The following is an 18,808-nucleotide window of genomic DNA, read 5'->3' as shown; positions in this document are numbered from 1 at the left end:
AACCTGCTGAGCTTTGCTCAGTTTGAAGCGGAATGGCGCTCCGTTCCTCTGGAACGGATGCGCAGTTCTTGCGGAATATGCATTTATTCTCCCTAATATTTTTCCATAAATTTCTTTATATTATTTACATAAGCGCCAAAAATATCAGTAATATATTGTTTATCAAAGATGTCAATAATATAATCCCATGAAATCTTCAAATATCCCAAATCATCTCTTACATGGTGATCTAAAACCACCTGCGGTGTTTGGCTTATCGCATATTCTTCTTTGAATGAATATCTTTTTTTTGTTACCTTAGACACATTCCCCTCCAGCATACAAGTAAACACTACTGGCATAATCGCTTTTCCTGCTCTACCTGAAGAAAGCATTTTTAATATATTGCTTCCTTCAAATTTTCTATATTGAACTAACCGCCACATCTGTTCTTGAGTTGCTCGAATAGCATCCAATAAAGAATCCGTTTTTTCTTGGTATGATATTACTGCATTGTTAGTAAATTCACCCAGTATCCCATTCACATCTTCATGCAATAACTGTCTATTAAACAATGTTACATTTATGGAAAGTCCTGGAGTTTCACTATATTGTGCCAGTGTTTTCATAAAAATTGTAGAAATTACTGCAGCAGGAGTAAAATGATAGTTTTTTATTTTCTGATATAATCGTTGTGTTTCTATAAAAGAAAAATCACATTCAATTCTATCAAATCTTACATTCTGCACTTCTGCAAATTTTTTCTGGTAATTCAGTTTGGGAAAGCTCGGCATATTTTTTACTTTTTCTTTCCAGTATTCTTCAGCTTCCAAATCTCCTTTATCTGTTTTTAATCTCATGTAATTCATAAAAGAGATTCGTGGAAATTTAACATCTTTTCCATAGTACAAACTGAAAATCTCGTTCAACAGTAATTTTGCACTCCATGCATCCAAAATAATACAATCAAAATCTACATGTAAAACACTTGTCTTTCCTGATGTTTTCCCAACGCAAAAATGGAACATGGGCCATTTATAATAATTATACCTATGATGACTTCTCTCTAGCCGCTTTTGCTCTCTATCATTCCCTTCATATAATGAATAAACTGGCACAGAATAATATGGCACATTATCTAAAAAACTCGCTTTCCCCTCATGTGTTACAATCAACCGTAATGCATCATTTTTAGAAATAACCAGATTTATCATTTGCTCAAGTCGTTCAACATCCAAAGATTCTATTGTATATTCGATGTAATAATGCGCATTTATATTTCCCAACTCACACCCAGCCGTTTGTCCCACAACATAAGCTGTTTGTATTGATGTTAATGGAATCACATTTTTTTCGATCATTCGAAAGAAATCTAAAATTTGACCTTTAGCCATTTTAAGAATCCTTAATGTTTCCGGTGCCAATTGTCTGTTTTTAGATCTGTATCGAATTTTCTCCCCTTCTCCCCAAATTTGAATGCCATTCTCTCTAAGTTGCTCCAAAAACTCCAAAATATCGGTATCATTATTAAATATGTATTTACTCATTACGTTTCCTCTAATATATATCTTTCGATTTTGCTGATAGTCGGATACTCAAATAACTTGCCGATATCCATAAAACACCCTATTTTCTCCGTCATTTGGTTAGTAATTTGTATTGCCTGTATCGAATTTCCACCTATTTCAAAAAAGTTATCATTTATATCAATATTTTCAATTTTTAAAACTTCTCTCCAAATTGCGAGTAATTGCTCCTGAAGTTGAGTAAGCTGTTTACAATTATTATTCTTTTTAAAAATAGGCTTTCTATTTTTTTCTGCAACAATCAAAATTTTATGAATATCCTTTTTCCCATTTGAATTAAGCGGAATAGCATTCGTTTTAATATATTCTGTTGGAATCATATAGATCGGAAGATCTTTTTTTAACATTTCCTTATAAAACTTGTCTATCCGGTCACGATACCTTTTTTCCTCTACTAATACAGCACATATGTCTTCTATCGCATTATCCCTTTTAAAAAAAACAAACGCTTCAGTTATACCTTGAATCCTTCGTAATGCAGCTTCAATTTCGCCCAATTCTACCCGATATCCATTGATTTTTACCTGATTATCCAATCTTCCAAGAAATTCAATATTACCTTCATTCCAATACCGTCCCATATCTCCAGTACAATACAATCGTTCCCCAGTTCTATCTAAAACAACAAACTTTTCTTCTGTTTTTTCATTATCGTTTAAATACCCCTGTGCAACGCCATCTCCGGCAATATAAAGTGTTCCCGGTACCCAGTCAGGGCAATCTTCCATATTCTGATCCAGAACATAATACTTCTGGTTTGCAAGCGGTTTCCCATACGGAATACTCTTCCAATCTTCCGGCACAATCTCTGGGATCTCGAAATGATTGGACCAAATACTGCCTTCTGTCGCTCCTCCAAGTGCAACAATCTCAACATTCTGAAACAGATTACGGATTCTCCCCGGAAGTGAAACCGGAACCCAGTCGCCACTCATCATTACCAACCGCAACGATTGTGAAGTTACCTGCCTTTGATATTCCTCATATTCTGCCAGCATTTCTACAAAAGCTGGCACGCTGTTCCATACGGTAATATTCTCATGATTCAACCAGTGAATCCAATGCGCTGGATCTTTTCCATATTCCTGATCCGGAAGAACCAATTTCCCACCTGCGCCTAAAACGCCAAAAACATCATAAACAGACAGGTCAAAATGAAGATTGGAGATTCCAAACGCCGTATCCTGTTCTGTAATCTGATAGCGTGCATTGATATCCAGTATTGTATTCACTGCATTATGGTGAGTAATCATTACTCCTTTCGGTATCCCGGTTGTTCCCGACGTATAGATTACATACGCAAGGTCTCCCGCCTTATTCTCCTGTGCTTTGTATTCAGAATCGGTTTTTAATCCAGACACAGAAATACAATCCCACTCGTGCAGCCATTCGGTATCCTGATCATACGCCTGATTCTGCACAAGAATGATTCTTGTTCCACTGTCACGGAGAATCTTTTCAACTCGTTCTCTCGGATTATGGATATCTATCGGAAGATATGCGGCTCCGGCAAACAGGATTCCATAAACAGCAACTACCTGCTCCCACCCTTTTTCCATAAATACAGCTACCGTCTCTTCTTTTTTTATTCCCATGCTCTTCAACTGCCCGGAAATGTAAAACGCCTCTTCTTTTATCTCCCGATAAGTCATCCGCCTGCTGCACGTTACCAGCGCCTCCTTATCCGGAAATTTGTCTGCCGCCTCCAAGAATAATCCATCCAACGTTTTCTCTTCAAATTCAGCCGCCGTTTCATTCGCCTGACGCCGTTTTTCTGAAATTTCCGCTGTTACCAGACTTGCCGTTTTTTCCTGCATGATCTCCGGATGAACTGCTAGCGTATGAAGCAGGCCGGTATATGCCCGGAACATCTCATCCAGCATTCCCGGATAAAATAATTCGTCCACGGAATCCCAAAACAGGCATAAACAGCCATCCATTTCAACCACCTGATGATCCAGCCACACCTGCGGCGTCTGTGAAATGTTATAGTTCAGTTTTCCAAGCCACTTTCCTTCATTCCACTGCTCCACGCCAAGGCCACTGGTAAACACTACCGGCATAATAGCGCCCCGCATATTTCCAGTCTTTTTCTTTAATTCGCGCTCCAGTTCAACCGCGCCATAAGCTGTATGCTCCAGATCTTCTGTAAGCTGCTTCTGAATTGCCTTTGTCCTTTCCGCAAAATTATTCCCTGCATTCTTTATCTCCAGCAATGTCAGTGTTGTAAAATCTCCAACCAGATTGTTCACTTCCGGATGCAATTGTTTCCGGTCAAACTGCGTCAGATTAAGTGTAAAATCCTTATTACTGCTCCACAAGCGGAGAGTCTCCGCATAAGCACTCATCAAAAGAACAGAAGGCGTTACCTCCAGTCTTCCCGCCGCGTCTTTTACAGACTGCCATTCTTTCTGTGACAGTTTTGCGCTCCGGCGACAGAAACGCTGCTCTGTAATCTGGCTTTCGTTCTTTGCAAGCGGCAGATCCGGTGCGTCCGCAAAAGTCTCCACCCGGTCTTCCCAATATTTTTTATCTTTCTCATAAGCAGAGGTAGACTTTATCTGCTCCAGTCCCAGCACGTAATCCCGGAAAGACAAAGTAATCGGCATTTCCGCTTTTTCATTTCGATATACTTCTGCCCACTCATTTAAGAGATGGAACATACTCCAGCCATCAAAGATAATATTATCAAAACTGATATGGATTCTATGCTTCTGGTCCTCTATTTTAGTGATTCGCACATCAAACAGAGGCCATTCATCTGTCTGAATTACCTGATGAGACATCTCTGCCCGTTTTTCATCCAATGCCTTTTCTTTTTCTGTCACTTCCAATTGTCGGATATCCGTCACGTCAATATGATACTGTGGAGTATTCTCCAGTATGCGCTGCATACCATCCGGCTGGATAATAACACGCATCATCCCATGCCTCTGTATCAACAGATTCCATGCCGCCTCTGCGCACTCAGTATCAAGGCCGTCTGCATCCAGTTCAAAATAACAGTGCGTTGCAACATTTCCCAATTCATACAATCCGCTTCTGCCAAGCCAGTAAGCATACTGCACATCGGTTAATGGGAACGGATGATATGCTTCCTCCAGATTCGGTTTGATCTGCAGTGTATCTTCTTTCTGTTCGGACTGTTCAATAGCTTTTGCTAGAGATTTTACGGTCAGATTTTCAAAAATCGTACTGATCGTTATTTTGCAGCCAAAGGTTTTCTGTACTTCCGAGATCAACCTTGTGGCAATCAGCGAGTCTCCCCCAAGGCTAAAATAATTATCTTCAATTCCGATATTTTCATATCCAAATAATTGTTTCCAGATATCTAAAAGCTTTTCTTCTGTTTCTGTCGTTGCCTTTGAAAATCGGATAACCGCAGTTTCTTCTTTAAAATCTTCCCGCAATTGCTTCCTGTTAATCTTCCCATTGGACAATGTTGGGAGCTGCTCCATGAAATGATAATTCTGTGGAACCATATACTCCGGCAGTTTTTCTGACAGATATTCCCTTAGTGCTCCATTATGATAGGACAGGACAGACGCCTGCTGTCTGCTGCAGCATATACATCTTCCATATCTCTCTGTCACAGCACAGTCTTCGCCCAATCCTGCCTCTGATAAACATTCTCTCCACAGCAGGCAATCTGGGGTAACCAGCCCTGCTTCTTTTCTCTTGTCCCGAATATCCGCAAAACCATTTTCCAAAAAAGCCGCTGTAAGTTCCTGAAGGTATGTCCTTACCACAAGGTCAGTCATCAGCAATATTCCGTTTGGCTTCAGTAATTCCGCTACTTTCTTTACCGCATCCGCAGCATCAATATTTCTATGTAAAGCATTTACCGATATCACAACGTCATAACTATGCAAGGACATCTGCTGCTTATCCATGCCTTCTTCCAGATTCAGCATCTCAAACTCGACTCTCTCATATCCCGCAAGTTCTTTCTCTGCTTCCTGCAGAAAATATTTTGAAGAATCCGCATAAGTATAAGCCACGCTTACATCTTCCAGTGCATTCAAAAACTGTCTTGTAATTGCAGTGTCCCTTGTACCAATTTCTATAATCTGGAGTGGCTCTTTTCTGCGTTCTTCTGCCAGAAGCCTTAATCCCTGCACCAGTCTTTCCACTGTTTCCTCGCAGCCCGGAATCCTCCGAAGCAGCATATTTGGAGCCAAAGCCGGCTCTTTCTGGTAGAATACGTCCAGCGGAACTTCATTCCCAGTAACCATATGCTTCAGATACGGCTTCAGTTTCTTAAAATACGTTTCCGTATCTCCAGCTTTTTCCGGTACAGCCACTTCCTTCCCGGTACGCGATAGTCTGCCGTCCTCTTCTCTCAGGATTCCTTCCTTCTTTAAAATTTCCAACCATCTTGCCACAGTATTCTTCTGTGTTTCCGTAATGCTCCCTTTTTCAAAAATTTCCTTCTGCGAAAGAACTTCCTTCTCTGATACAAAAATGCCTAACTCTATGAGTGTCTCCAGCATAAGCTGTACACATCTCTGGTCTGCATAGGCAAGGAAATTTTTGTATGCTGTCTTCCGTTCCTGCTGCATCTGCCAATTGCTGACATCATCCTTCAGTTCTTTCCAGCCCCCGCCAAAGATATCTGTGCCGTACAAATACGTTGTAACTTTAGAATCTTCCTGTAACGGCGCTCCGATATAAGCAGCCAGCGTTTTATTGCCATGACCATCACTAACTGTATCAACAACTGCATGAGCCACACCCGGAAACTCCTGAATCGCATGTTCAATTTCTCCCAATTCAATCCTGTGTCCGCGAATCTTTACCTGATGGTCTTTTCTTCCCAAAAATTCAATTGTCTCATCATCCCAGATTCTTCCGAGATCGCCGGTCCGATACCATCTTCCATACTGATCTGTGATAAATTTCTGCCCCGTAAGCGCAGAATCTCCCCTATATCCTTTTGCTACACCAAAACCGCCAATCCAGAGTTCGCCTTCTGCCCAGTAAGGGCAATCCCTTCCATACTCATCCACAACACGATATGCCTGATATCTGAGTGGCTTTCCATAAGGAATAGATTTCCAGTTTTTCGGCATCGGCAGGGTAACATTCTGATAATTGGACCAGATACTTGCCTCTGTAGCTCCTCCCATAGCGACAAACTGGCAATCCTCTGTCCATGCCGCAACCCTCTGCGGGAGATCCATCCCAATCCAATCTCCAGAAAGCATAACCGCCCTGATCGGCAGTTTCTGTTTCATGGATTCCGCCCGTATCAAAAGCATATCCAGAAGCACCGGCACTGAATTCCAAACGGTAATCTGATATTTCAACACTTGTTCCAGCCAGTAATCCGCATTCCTTCTCTCCTGCTCTGGAAGCAATACCAATGTTCCTCCTGCGCCTAAAATTCCAAAAACATCATATACCGACAGGTCAAAATCCATAGCTGATACAGCCAGCGCCCGATCTGCACTTGTCACATGGTACTTTTCATTAATATCCTGAACCGTATTCCATGCGCTTTCATGCGCAATCTCTACACCCTTCGGAACACCTGTAGAGCCTGACGTCATGATGATATAGGCGCTGTCCTTCGGCGACACCTCTGGCAGTCTCACATTTTCCTGTCCCTCTTCCATACCTTCCATCACAAGGATTTCCGTACCTTCCGGCCAGTCCAGTTTTTCGGATAATTCCAGATTCGTGACCACATAGCGGACTCCCGTCTTCTCATGGATTAACGCTCTCCGATCTTTAGGCTGGCTTAAGCTGACCGGAAGGTATGAATTTCCGGAAAGCAAAATTCCTAATGCCGCCTCGATCTGTTCTATCCCGCGCGGCAGGGTAAGTGCAACCGGGACTCCCTTAATATCCTTTTCTGAAATCCCTGCCGCCACTGCTGTCGCCCGTGCTTTTAATTTCCCATAGGAAACCGATCTTCCGCTTCCCGCATCAATAAGCGCAATATCTTCCGGGCAAACTTCCGCATGGTTCATAACAGCCCAATGCAGGCATTCCACACGCTCCGGCACTCCTGTACGCGCTGTATCTTCAATTTCTCTTTTTCTTTTTTCAGGAAGCACATCAAATCGCTGATTCCAGTCCTTCTTTCCCAATTCATGCAGAAGATTCTCAAAACACTCCAGCATATCCGGGATCATATTCTCCGGGAATAACTTATCCACGCTGTCCCATGTAAGCTGTACGCCATTTTCATCTTCATAACTCTGGAAGTCATTCCACACCTGCGGCGTTTGGGAAATCATATAGGAAAACTGCCCCAGTTCTTTCCGGAACGTATCATTTACCAACGGCGTTCCCAGATTGCAGGCAAAAACAACCGGCGCCACTGCCGATGCGTCTCCATACATCTGTGCAAGATCTCTCTGGACTTGCACGCCGGAATATGCCGTATACTTCATATCCTCATGGAGCTGCTTCTGGATCCTGTCTAGCAATTCTGCAAACGTCGGATTCCCTTCGCAGTCAATCTCCAGCAATAACAGTGTAGTGAAATCTGCTATCACGTCTTCCAATCCCTGCTGCTCTGTTTTCCGGTTAAAAAATGGAATATTAATAAGGAAACGATGATTCCTGCTCCACCGTTCCAAAACCGTCGCATATGCAGTAAGAAGAACCATTGCCGGAGTTGTCTGGTATTTTTTTGCCCGCATTTGCAAATGATCCCATTCTTCCTTTTCGATTCTCACAATCCTGCGGTTGAACACCGTTTTTTCCACTTCTTGCGGACGTTTTGCCAATGGAAGGTCAGGGCCTTTTGGCAAATGCTCTAAACGATTCTTCCAGTATTTTTCTGCGTTTTTCCGTTCCTCCCCTTCTTCCTGTTTCTGCCGTTCCAGATAGGAAGCAAAATTCCACCCTTTTGATTCTTTCGGCAGGTTTTCCCCTCGGTAAGCAGATGCCAAATCCCTCAATAAGATCTGCAGACTCTGTACATCAGCAACCAGAAGCGCCATATCCACATGAAGGCGTGCCTTATTTTCAGGAAAAAGCGTAAGCTCTATTCCTGCTACTTCGCCTTCCTCAATCTTTAACTTCCGATGGGATAAACGTTCTCTGACAGATACTGCCATTGCCTCTGCTTCCTCAGATGACATCCGGGAAAAATCATGAACCTTTATTTTTTCACAATACGGCTTATCCAGGATTTTCTGTGTTCCATCATCCAAAAAGCAGGCGCGCAGCATAGGATGATGATACTGCAGTACATTCCATGCTTTTTCCAGACGCTCCGGTTCTATGTTTTCCCCATCAAACTCCAAATATGCGTGACAGTCTATCCCTCCAAGATACTGTTCTTCATCCCTGCCAACCCAATATGCATACTGTACGTCTGTTAAAGGAAACGGCTGTTTCATATCCTTTTCCGGCGTTATCTTAGATTCTTGTGCCCGTTTTTTGCCCGCTTTTTTCTTCATGCTGCGCTGGATTAACGCCCACCAGCCTTCAAAGGTGGGATTTTCCATCAATGAACCGAAAGAAACCTTAACCCCCTGTTTTCTCCACTGGTTTACCAGACGCATGATCGTCAGGGATGAAAGCCCAAGCTCCAACAGATTTTCGGAATCTCCAAAATCTCTGGCTACCGGCAGTTTTTGTTTGATCTGTTCCTTTATCTCTATATATTCCATGCTACTGTCTCCTTCTACTTTTCCTGAGCCATCCGTTCTAATGCTTTCTTATCTATTTTCCCTACGCTGGTCAGCGGCCATGTTTCAACCCGTTCTATCTGATCTGGCATTTTATACGCCGCAACGCCTATTTCCCGCAGAAACCTGTGGATTTCCTGTAAATCGATCCCGGCTTCATCATCGGTTACAAGGAATGCGCATATCCGATTTCCAAGGGTTTCATCCGGAACGCCGACAACGGCTGCCTCTTTGATCTCCAGATGCCTGCAAAGGTAAGCTTCAATCTCTGAAGGCATGATCTTTTCTCCGGCGCGGTTAATCTGCTCTTTGATCCTCCCACCCAAACGCAGTCTTCCGTCTTTCGTCCACATAGCCTTATCGCCCGTCCGATAAAATCCGTCCGGCGTAAAGCTCTTTTTATTCGCTTCCTCCGCCATATAATAACCATCAATCGTATACGGGCCTCTGGATAATAATTCCCCAAAAACTCCTTCCGGTACGGTCTTATCCTCTTCATCCACAATCTTCACTTCATCCGCAGGAGACACCGGAGTTCCCTGGCATCTTGCGATCAGGGAACCTTCATCCTCCGGGCTAGTAAAGGACAGTAGCCCCTCCGCCGTACCAAATACCTGCATCAGTTTACACGGCCATTCTTCAATGATCTTATCCGCAAGGGAATCTTCCAGCATTGCGCCGCCCACCTGCAAAATCCGCAGGCTGGATATATCATAATCTTCATCCCATTCCAGCATTTCCATGCACACAGTAACCATAGCAGGAACCAATGCCGTTATCGTGACACCTTCCTCTGTAATTGCGTCAAGGATATCATCCGGGCTGGTCGCAGACGCAAGCACAACTTTTCCTCCCACGTCCAGCGTGCCTAAAAGCCCCGGGCAGCATAACGGGAAATTATGAGCTACCGGAAGAGACGCCAGATAAACGTCACTGCTATCCAGACGGCATCTCTTCGCGGACATGCGGGCATTATACATATAATCCGTATGGGTGCGCGGAATCAGTTTCGGAACCCCTGTCGTCCCGCCGGACAGCAAAAGCACCGCCGTTTCATACCCATCCACAGCCGGAAATGCTCCATTTTCTCCATACGTTTCCGCAATCATTCCACTGATATCCCCGGATTCGCTATCTACAAATATATGCCGGATACATGAATATTTCTCTTTCATCGCATTTGCCATCGGCACATATGAAAATCCCAGATATTTCTCCACCACAATATAAGCGGCCGGCTTTGCCAGTTCAATAATTCCTTCCAGTTCCGCCTCCCTGTGGGCCGGCAGCATCATGATTGGCACCGCCCCAATCTTGGAAAGCGCAAAAAACACGATCACAAAAGAAATCCTGTTCGGAAGCTGCACAAGCACTTTGTCTCCCTTTAAAATCCCTTTACGCAGAAAAGCTGCCGCAAGACAATCTGCTTTTTGCTTTAATTCCATATAACTGATCTCGTCTTCACTGTCCGTGACCGCAATTCTTTCTCCATATTTTTCCGCCCACCTATCAAGCTGTTCTCCAAATCCACATCTCTCCCAGCCTTCCAGATTCTCATATTTGCTCATATCTTTCTTATAACCCATTTTATCTGTCTCCTTTCTCATGCGCCGCCACATACGCAGCATATCCTTTGATCCTGACCGGATACAGAAACCAGTCCTGATCTTTCTTATCTTTTTCTGCAATTTTCTCGTTTCTGACAGAGAAGAAATCCATTCCTCTTCCTAATCCAATTCCAAGCGCCTTTACATATGCCTCTTTCGCCGCCCAGTACTGGAAAAACAGATCCGGTCCTTCATTTTTTACATCTTCCGCTTCTTCTGCAGTATAAAAATTTTCCGCTATCTCCCTATAGTCCGGGCACTCTGCCATCTCCTGCACATCTACTCCGATATCCATTCCGACAGCGAATACCGCCAGTATGAATTCACCCGAGTGCGAAATGTTAAAATCCACTGTCCGCTTTCCCGCAATCTTTTTATGATAAGGCTTACCCAGTTCATTGACAGAAAAATCAATCGTTTCCATATCTAAGTATCTTTTTAAGAGGATCCGCACGACAACCTTCCCGGCTATATAACGCATCCTGTCTTCAGGAAAACGGAATCTTCCGGCTTGCTCCAATTCCTGCCCACTCAGGATATATTCATGGTTCTTCCAGAAATCTGTCATTTCAGGCCAGCGGATACACCATATATGTATCTCATTTTCACGGATATAAAGTTTGTCTGCTGACAGAAATTCCTTTTCTCCGTATCGTTTAATCTCCATTTTTCATTCTCTAAAGCAGTCTCATGACCTCACTTATTACTTCGTCTTCACAATCCCTCAGATAAAAATGTCCTCCCGGAAATATCCGGTAGTTAAAATCATTGTCCGTATACTTTCCCCATTCCAAGATCGCACTCTCATCCGCTTCGTCGTCCTTTTCTCCGCCAAATGCAGAGATAGGTGTATGCAGCACTACTCCCGCTTTATCATAATACGTTTCATCCATGGTAAAATCCGCCCGCAGCATAGGCAGAAAGAAATCCAACAATTCCTGATTCTCTAGTATCTCTTTTGGCGTCCCTTCAAATCTTCCCAGTTCCCTCTTAAACGCTTCATCCGGAAGATGATAGATTGGATTTGGCTCCGGAATACTAGGAACCCGGCTGCCGGAAATAAACAGACATTTTGCAGTATATCCCGCTGCCTCCAACCGTTTTTCCAGCTCATAAGAGATCTTCCCACCCATACTGTGTCCCCATAAGGCATACGGTCCGTACACAACCTTTCTTACAGCCTCTTCCAGGTCATCTAACATAACCGACATATCTATATACGGTTTCTCCATGATCTGTTCTTCCCTTCCCGGAAGCTGAACTGGACATACCGTTACTTTCCCCTGCATCTTTTTCGCCCACTGGTTATAAGCAGAAGCACCGCCTCCCGCAAATGGCAGACAAAACAAGGTTATTTTCTCTTTACTAATATTTTCCGTATTTTTTATCAATTTCATATTCACTTTTATATTCCTCTGGCATAATGTTCTTTTTCTCTCTGTTTACCATCATTTTGTAATATGTTTTTCTCAATCACTTCTTATTTCTACCTGTAATTAGTTACATCTAACTCTTTGTCAAAAAAATTTTTGATCCATCCCAATATCAAACCGGACGCCAAAACAATATGCGCTACCATAATCCCGTTTACGATCAGGGAATATCCAATCACAGAAAAAACACCTGCTATCGCGCATTCAATAACTAAAATTACCCTCGCGCGCATCCCATAAACTTTTTTCTCTTTCGCATCCAACTTCTTGCTGCTGGCATCTACCGGCGCCATGATAAATATAACGCCAACCGCGACAAACCATATGATCCGCATTTGCCATATTACAGCCGGAGCAGACGCCAGATACAGACTGCATAGAAGGACAAGGATACCGGAAACAGCCATGCAGCCCCCTGCCTTTTCCAAATGAATCCCTCCGGCATACTGCCTTAAAACAGTAAAGGGCAATAAAAAGACTATCATCTCCATCCAATTCCCCGTTATGATGCCAAGTATGACGATGATAAGGTATATTACCACCCTGCCCAGCAGTACGCCGTAAGCATATTCATACAGCCTGCGGTCTTTCTCTTCAAGAATCCCATTCCTGCTTTGTAGTTCAAAAAGCCGACCAGCCATTTTTTTCCACACTAGAATTTCCTCATTTTCTTAACTTCTTCCGGCTCATCTTCCTGATAGTACAGCCAGTTGCACGCCAGATTTGCCGTATACGCCGTCAAGCAGAGTGCAAGACAGTTTACAGCTCCAAGCAGTTTGATTCCCATGTTTTTTCTGATTATTTTTTTCATAGTTACAAAGCCTCCTTTTTTCCGAAAGTTTACACAAAAATCGCCCTCTTTTCAATTACCGTGGCAAAAACGGTAACTTTTTGGGCGATTTTTGCACGTCCTTATTTGATTGTAAAGATCAGCTTAACAGAGAACTCCCGTTCTCCTGCCTCCACTCGCATAATTCCCGCATACTTTTTAACCAGTTTTCCAACCGTGTGCAGTCCGATCCCGTGACTGTCCGCGTCTCTTTAGGTGCTTATGTACCTGTCCTTGTCCTTTAACAGAGGGACGACATACCCATTGCAAAATTCCATGACAAGGAAATGCCCCGCATTTCCCATATACATCCTGCATTCCACATATCTGCCATCTTCTGTCTTTTCTGCCGCTTCCAGTGCGTTATCCAAAAGATTCCCTACGATCGAGATCAAATCCAACTCTTCCAGAAAATCCAGTCTGAGATCATTACCCAGAGTAATCCTATAGGATATATCCTTAGATTCTGCAAGAAATTTTCTTTCACATAGGATGCTGTTCAAGATCGGATGCTCACAATATACACTTTTTTGAAGATTCTGAATCCGGACGCCTAAATGTTCCATGATGTCCTTAACCTCTTGATTCTCTCCTTCTTCTATCAAGCCGGCTACTGTACAGATAAATTTATTTATATCGTGTAAGAATGCTCTGTTATCCTCATTAACCTTATTCATATACTGCAGATTGGCAATCTCCGCCCTGCTTTTCTGGTATAGCCGGTCCATCTTCTTCACTTCTTCTGATTTTTCTACAAACCTGTCAAATACTGTGAAAATGAAGATATTCGTCATTAACAGAAGCGAAGCTCCTACCGGAACCATAACCCTGTTCATTCCTTCAAAAGAAATATTTGAATAAAACACACATCCTAATATAATGATCGTAGCGGTTGGCAGCATGAGCAGCACAGTAAAAGTTTTATTCTCAATCGTCAGATAATCCCTTTTCCTTGTTACCTGATTAATGCATTTAATAAACAGAAATGTCATGGTACTCATCAGCAGGAGTGCTAATGTCTTTTCTATTTCAGTCCTGAAGCCCTCGGACGCACCAGTCACGCCATATGCATTCGTAAGTGCCGCAAAGAGAAATTCGGGAATAATTGCCAGCACATAATAGCAGCATACCGTAACCAGCTTCTTCCATATATTTCCCCGGAACACAACCATAGACGCAATCATATAGATTACCGGAATCATTACCATATTAAGTATTGAGGATTCCAGGCGGTTGGTTCCGAACATTGCCAGTGCTGCGATACAATATACGAGAAATTTTTCCCAGAATCTTTCTCTTCTGTATGGGAGTATGTTCTTTTCCAAGTCCTCCAACAGATACATCTGAAGAAGACAAATCAAATAATCTCTTATTATCATACCATGCCGTTCCTTTCCCCAAGAAATGTTATCAGTGCGTCGGCAAACTGTCCTTTTCTCGACCTCGAAACATTCAACTGGATTCCAAACGGCAGCAACGCAACGTTCTTTTCCAATCCTTCCACTTTTGCCAAATTCACAATATAGCTGTTGTGTGCATACTCAAATCCCCTTCCGGCCAGACACTCATACAGATCACTTAAAGATTCCTTGCAATGCATCTCTTCTATCTTTCCCTGTCTGGCAATGTATATCGTACAGCCCCTTTTCGCCAGACAGATATATAAAATGTCTTCCGTATGGATGCGCATTATCCTTCCCGCCGATGTAACTGTCACGGAAGAATCTCCACAGCACAATTTCACTTTTAATAAAATCATAGGTATTTCCTTTTTCAGACTTCTGTCATGCAGATCCTTCATGATGTACCGGAACGGTTGTCCAACATTAATGCTGTCAGGAGTCGGTTCAAAACAGCCGGAGCAGAACACCAATATCGCTGCTTCATTATATTCCCTCAGCTTCAGTACTGTTTTATTTCCATCCAATCCAGGCATACGCATATCCATAAAAATCAGATCATGCAAAATATCCGCATCTTCCAATAATTCTTTTCCTGATTCATATTCATAAAACCGTATCTCATTCGAAGACAGAATCCCTTCCGTTTCTATGACCGTCTTTATTTTCTCCCTGTATTCTTTATCATCGTCGCAAATTGCTATTTTACACATATTCATCCTCCAGTGTTAGTTTCTTCTAACCCTTTCCCATAAAAAAACCATCTTGCAGAATCTGAATCCTAAGATTATTTGCCTGTTCCTATAACTCCGGTTCCAAATCTGCAAAGATGGGATCTTCAAAAAATTCCTGTATTGTAATATCCAATCCATCGCATATCTTTTTAATTGTAACTACGCCAGCATTCCTGCTTTGTCCATACAAAATATTTTTCAGTGTTGAAGGCGGGACGCCTGAGCGCACCGCCGCTTCATTCACTGTGATATCTTTCTGCTTAATCAGATCGTTTAACCGATATATGACCGCTGTTTTTATATCCACGGTATCGACCACCTTTTTTTCTTCTATTTTATATAAATCGGCTTTAAAAGGTCGCCCATATATAGTCTTTTTGATCTATGCACGATATTTTTTTAACAGTTTTTCTTATTCTAGCAGAAATCCGCTAAATTTCTATATTTTATTAGATACATGAAACCCTGTGAGAACATTTCTGATCCTACGCAGGGTTTTCCACTTTGTTATAAAATTTTTATATTTTGCAGTATGCTGGATCGGAGTTATCATTCAACTTTCCTTCTGCTGCCGATTGTAAAAACATATTTTTACGAATAAATATTCAGCAGTTCTTCCGGAGAAAGCAGTGTAATCCAAAAGGAAAGAAAATCCTTTTTATTCCTTGTCACAATCGCATCACACTGATTCTCCTTCGTACAAGTTGCAAGTAGGCAGTCTTCAAAATCAGATACTCTCTGCAAATAAGCAGGCAGCACATCTTCGTTCGTCACTGTCAGCACTTTTGCTATGTCCAAAACGGAGCCAAGTGCCTTTCTATAAATTTATACCGTTCTTACATCCCGATCAGCTCCTCTCTCCAGCTCATCTTTTCCCTGCTTTTCTTGGATTTTTCTCTTATTGATTTCCAGTCGTTCATGAATAGATGGCTTCTTTGCCTTCGTAGTTGCTTTATTCTTTTCTGTTTGCATACTCGAAACTACCTTTTTCACAGCTTTGTCATTATCCCCTTTTGTCACATTCGCTGCTCTTGACGCTTCTACTCTGCTGTCCTGCTTTTCTGCAACCTGCCGTTCCTGCTTTTCCTGCACACTTTTTTCTTCCAGACTGCAAAAGCTCTGCAAATATGGCAGCACATGGTTCTGCATATCGGTCAGATCTTCCATACACTTCTGAAACTCTTCATTTCCCTTGTTTTTCAGATAACCAATCCAGCTTTCATCCGTAAGTTTCAGTTCATTTTGGAGTTTCAGCTGACTTAAAATACCGCCATTTCCTGTTCCAATATCTATTTTCCCTTTGAAATGTTGCATCATTTTATCGCCTTTTTCCGCATAATATATAGTAAAAAACATCTGGGCTGTTACCATCGGCTCATCCGTCCTCGGATTACGGTCTGCGTACCATTCCTTATCCTTCTGTGCAGTACGGGAATCCAGATCTGAGAGCTTCTGACAGCGTGGTTCCATCAGCTCTCGCTTTTCACAGTAATTCACATACACCATCGGCTCTGTTTCTTTGGATATATCTGGTTCGTAGGATTTCAGCCGTTCCAGCAAAACACCTGCCCACACGGACTGCTCACAGTCTTCTTCAATCACATCCTTCAGAAAGGAAATATAAGAACCAACATTTCCACTTTGCAGATCCAGCATGACTTCCTGTATGGTATCCTGCCCTGGCTCTACATGGTCCCGATAGTCATACGGATCGAAGTCTTCCGCAATCTCATCCAATGCTGCTGCCAGTTCTTCTGTTGTCATTTTTTTCGGATACATTGCCTCACGCACATCCTGAATCGGGATATATTTATAATCAGGCAATGCTTTATGAATCTTCTCCAAACCTTCACGCACCACCGGCTGATCTTTTAAAAACCGCACATTATCCAAGAAGTCGCCGTGTATCGTTGTTCCCATTACAATTAACAGTTCTGTTTCATCAAACAAGCTATCCTCCGGATCACGATAAATAATCCCCATTCCACTGCCTTTATAAGCGTTTTCCGGATCTTCTCTGTACTTCTCATAGATTGCTGCGATTTCTTTCACATCTGTGCTTTTCTCATAAGCTCCCATATCATGAATTTCATCACATTCTGCGGCATAATATTCCAGATAAGCTTCTTTCTTAGGCGGCATATTATTGAGTACATTATCAATCATGTTATAATTGGCCTCTTCCAGTTCCTCCACCTTTGCCAATGGCTTATATTCGCCCTGGCTTTTCTGAATCTCTGCCATTACAACTTCATCCATTTCTTCTACTTTCTCCATCAACCGATCATAATCTCCACGGATGCGTTCTCCAGTCCAGCCTTCGTCTTCCAAAAGTTCCTCCGCCGCTTCTTCAATAGAAATTTCATCATTCTCATAAACGCCACCATCCATCAAGCGGAAATCTTCATCGTAAAAGGAATAATCATATCCTTCTTCTGTTCTCTGAATAGCAAAGTAACGTTCTCCTACCTCATATGCCAGTTCACTAAGGACCTGTTCTTCCAGATTCAGGAAAGAATCTAGCTGTTCAAAACTGATACTGTCTACAAAATGAGCAGTTACTTTTTCCCCGTCATTCAGAACTACGATATCACTGACAGACAGGGAATGCCCACGGAAATCTTCCGGTCTATCAATGTTGAACCTTTCAAAAATATCATCCAGTGACATATTTCCTGATAATTCACCAACATAGACCAGCTTGTAATCTTCTTTTTTTATCTTCATACCATGACTTTCAATAAAACTCATATTCATAAAAGCATAGTTTTCGCCCGGTGAATCATCCCGGATCTGATAAATACCAAATACCCTTCTTGTTCCTAACAACAGGTTTGCTTCTTTCAATGACTGAATCTGTGGATATTTCTGCATTTCCCATTCCAGGTTACGGAAACGCTCCAGTTCTGTCATAGACATCTGATAATGCTCTGGTCCTCGTTCAATTTCCATACGTTCTGTGACATACATCGGTGATGAAAAATTAGTGATCAGATAGATATCTGCTCCGGCATCGTATAATTTCAGTGCTTCTTCCTGCTCAATGACACTCATAGGCTCCTGAAATGCTCCTAAATTTTCTTCTGCATAATCCAGGTTGTTATCCTTTATCCGTTCCCACATCTGCGATTCCATTCCAAACAAACCATCGTATGCCTGTATCATTTCTTTACTCGCATATTCATCTTTACTGTCATCACTGCCAAGGCAATAAATTTTAGAACCCATTCTGTGATAATCAAGAGCTGCTTCTTTTCTAAGCGGTACCATATCTTCTGCTGTATATCCATAGTCACGTAATTCCAGCTTACCTATGGTTGGATCCGGCAGTTCCTGAATATCCATTCTTGCGTCATCCAGCAAATCCTCTACACCTTCTTGATCTGCCTGACTCACTGCATCTGCCAGATTTCTTACCAAAGTTCTAACTTTCTCTTCCTCGCCGATCAGATTCGCATATTCAAAAATCTGTTCTTTTACATCTGTTGAAAATTCTATATCTCTACGCTCTGCCTGAGCGATCCGTTCCTGCGTATATTCCTGCATTTTCTGTGTTTCTCTACCTATTATCCTGTTTCTTGCCATATAAGT

11 protein-coding genes and 1 pseudogene are annotated in these 18,808 nt (G+C 42.4%); all 12 read right to left on the bottom strand.

All coding sequences use genetic code 11. The features are described from left to right. Positions 1-92: 92 nt before the first annotated feature. On the bottom strand, positions 93-1,526 hold the full coding sequence (locus OCV99_RS15835; protein ID WP_055650120.1) for a condensation domain-containing protein: 1,434 nt from the start codon (positions 1,524-1,526) through the stop codon (positions 93-95). Beyond that, positions 1,526-9,196, bottom strand: a complete 7,671-nt coding sequence (locus OCV99_RS15830; RefSeq protein ID WP_148492872.1) for a non-ribosomal peptide synthetase — start codon at positions 9,194-9,196, stop codon at positions 1,526-1,528. Before OCV99_RS15830 ends, OCV99_RS15835 begins: the two co-directional genes overlap by 1 nt. A 14-nt stretch (positions 9,197-9,210) precedes the next feature. Next, positions 9,211-10,800 (bottom strand): (2,3-dihydroxybenzoyl)adenylate synthase, encoded by a 1,590-nt coding sequence (locus OCV99_RS15825; RefSeq protein ID WP_055650136.1) that lies wholly within the window; start codon positions 10,798-10,800, stop codon positions 9,211-9,213. A 1-nt stretch (position 10,801) separates the two neighbouring features. Further along, entirely contained in the window at positions 10,802-11,488 is a 687-nt protein-coding gene (locus OCV99_RS15820) for a 4'-phosphopantetheinyl transferase family protein (protein ID WP_055650137.1), read from the bottom strand. A gap of 10 nt (positions 11,489-11,498) precedes the next feature. Beyond that, positions 11,499-12,218, bottom strand: a complete 720-nt coding sequence (locus OCV99_RS15815; protein WP_179961961.1) for a thioesterase II family protein — start codon at positions 12,216-12,218, stop codon at positions 11,499-11,501. An 89-nt stretch (positions 12,219-12,307) separates the two neighbouring features. Beyond that, entirely contained in the window at positions 12,308-12,907 is a 600-nt protein-coding gene (locus OCV99_RS15810) for an accessory gene regulator ArgB-like protein (RefSeq protein WP_055650139.1), read from the bottom strand. After that, the gene (locus OCV99_RS15805; RefSeq protein WP_055650140.1) at positions 12,907-13,065 is read right to left on the bottom strand and encodes a cyclic lactone autoinducer peptide; all 159 of its coding nucleotides are present in this window, start codon (positions 13,063-13,065) and stop codon (positions 12,907-12,909) included. The genes OCV99_RS15810 and OCV99_RS15805 overlap by 1 nt, the downstream gene beginning before the upstream one ends. A gap of 101 nt (positions 13,066-13,166) precedes the next feature. After that, positions 13,167-14,075, bottom strand: a pseudogene (locus tag OCV99_RS18430) (sensor histidine kinase). A 383-nt stretch (positions 14,076-14,458) separates the two neighbouring features. After that, a complete protein-coding gene (locus tag OCV99_RS15795) occupies positions 14,459-15,196 on the bottom strand; it encodes a LytR/AlgR family response regulator transcription factor (protein ID WP_008688094.1) in 738 nt (245 codons plus the stop codon). Between the two features lie 88 nt (positions 15,197-15,284). Beyond that, positions 15,285-15,524: a helix-turn-helix domain-containing protein gene (locus OCV99_RS15790; protein WP_008688092.1), complete on the bottom strand. Its 240-nt coding sequence runs from the start codon at positions 15,522-15,524 to the stop codon at positions 15,285-15,287. Positions 15,525-15,808: 284 nt separating this feature from the next. Beyond that, positions 15,809-16,015 carry a PIN domain-containing protein gene (locus OCV99_RS15785; RefSeq protein ID WP_024728263.1) on the bottom strand — a complete coding sequence of 69 codons (207 nt, stop codon included), beginning with the start codon at positions 16,013-16,015 and terminating at the stop codon, positions 15,809-15,811. Positions 16,016-16,042: 27 nt separating this feature from the next. After that, positions 16,043-18,802, bottom strand: a complete 2,760-nt coding sequence (locus tag OCV99_RS15780) for a YodL domain-containing protein (RefSeq protein WP_055650142.1) — start codon at positions 18,800-18,802, stop codon at positions 16,043-16,045. Positions 18,803-18,808: the final 6 nt, after the last annotated feature.

The sequence above is a fragment of the Dorea acetigenes genome, from assembly GCF_025567385.1.
GTDB lineage: Bacteria > Bacillota > Clostridia > Lachnospirales > Lachnospiraceae > Claveliimonas > Claveliimonas acetigenes.
Note: the sequence above shows the minus strand (reverse complement) of the source record. Positions and strands in the feature narration are given on the sequence as shown.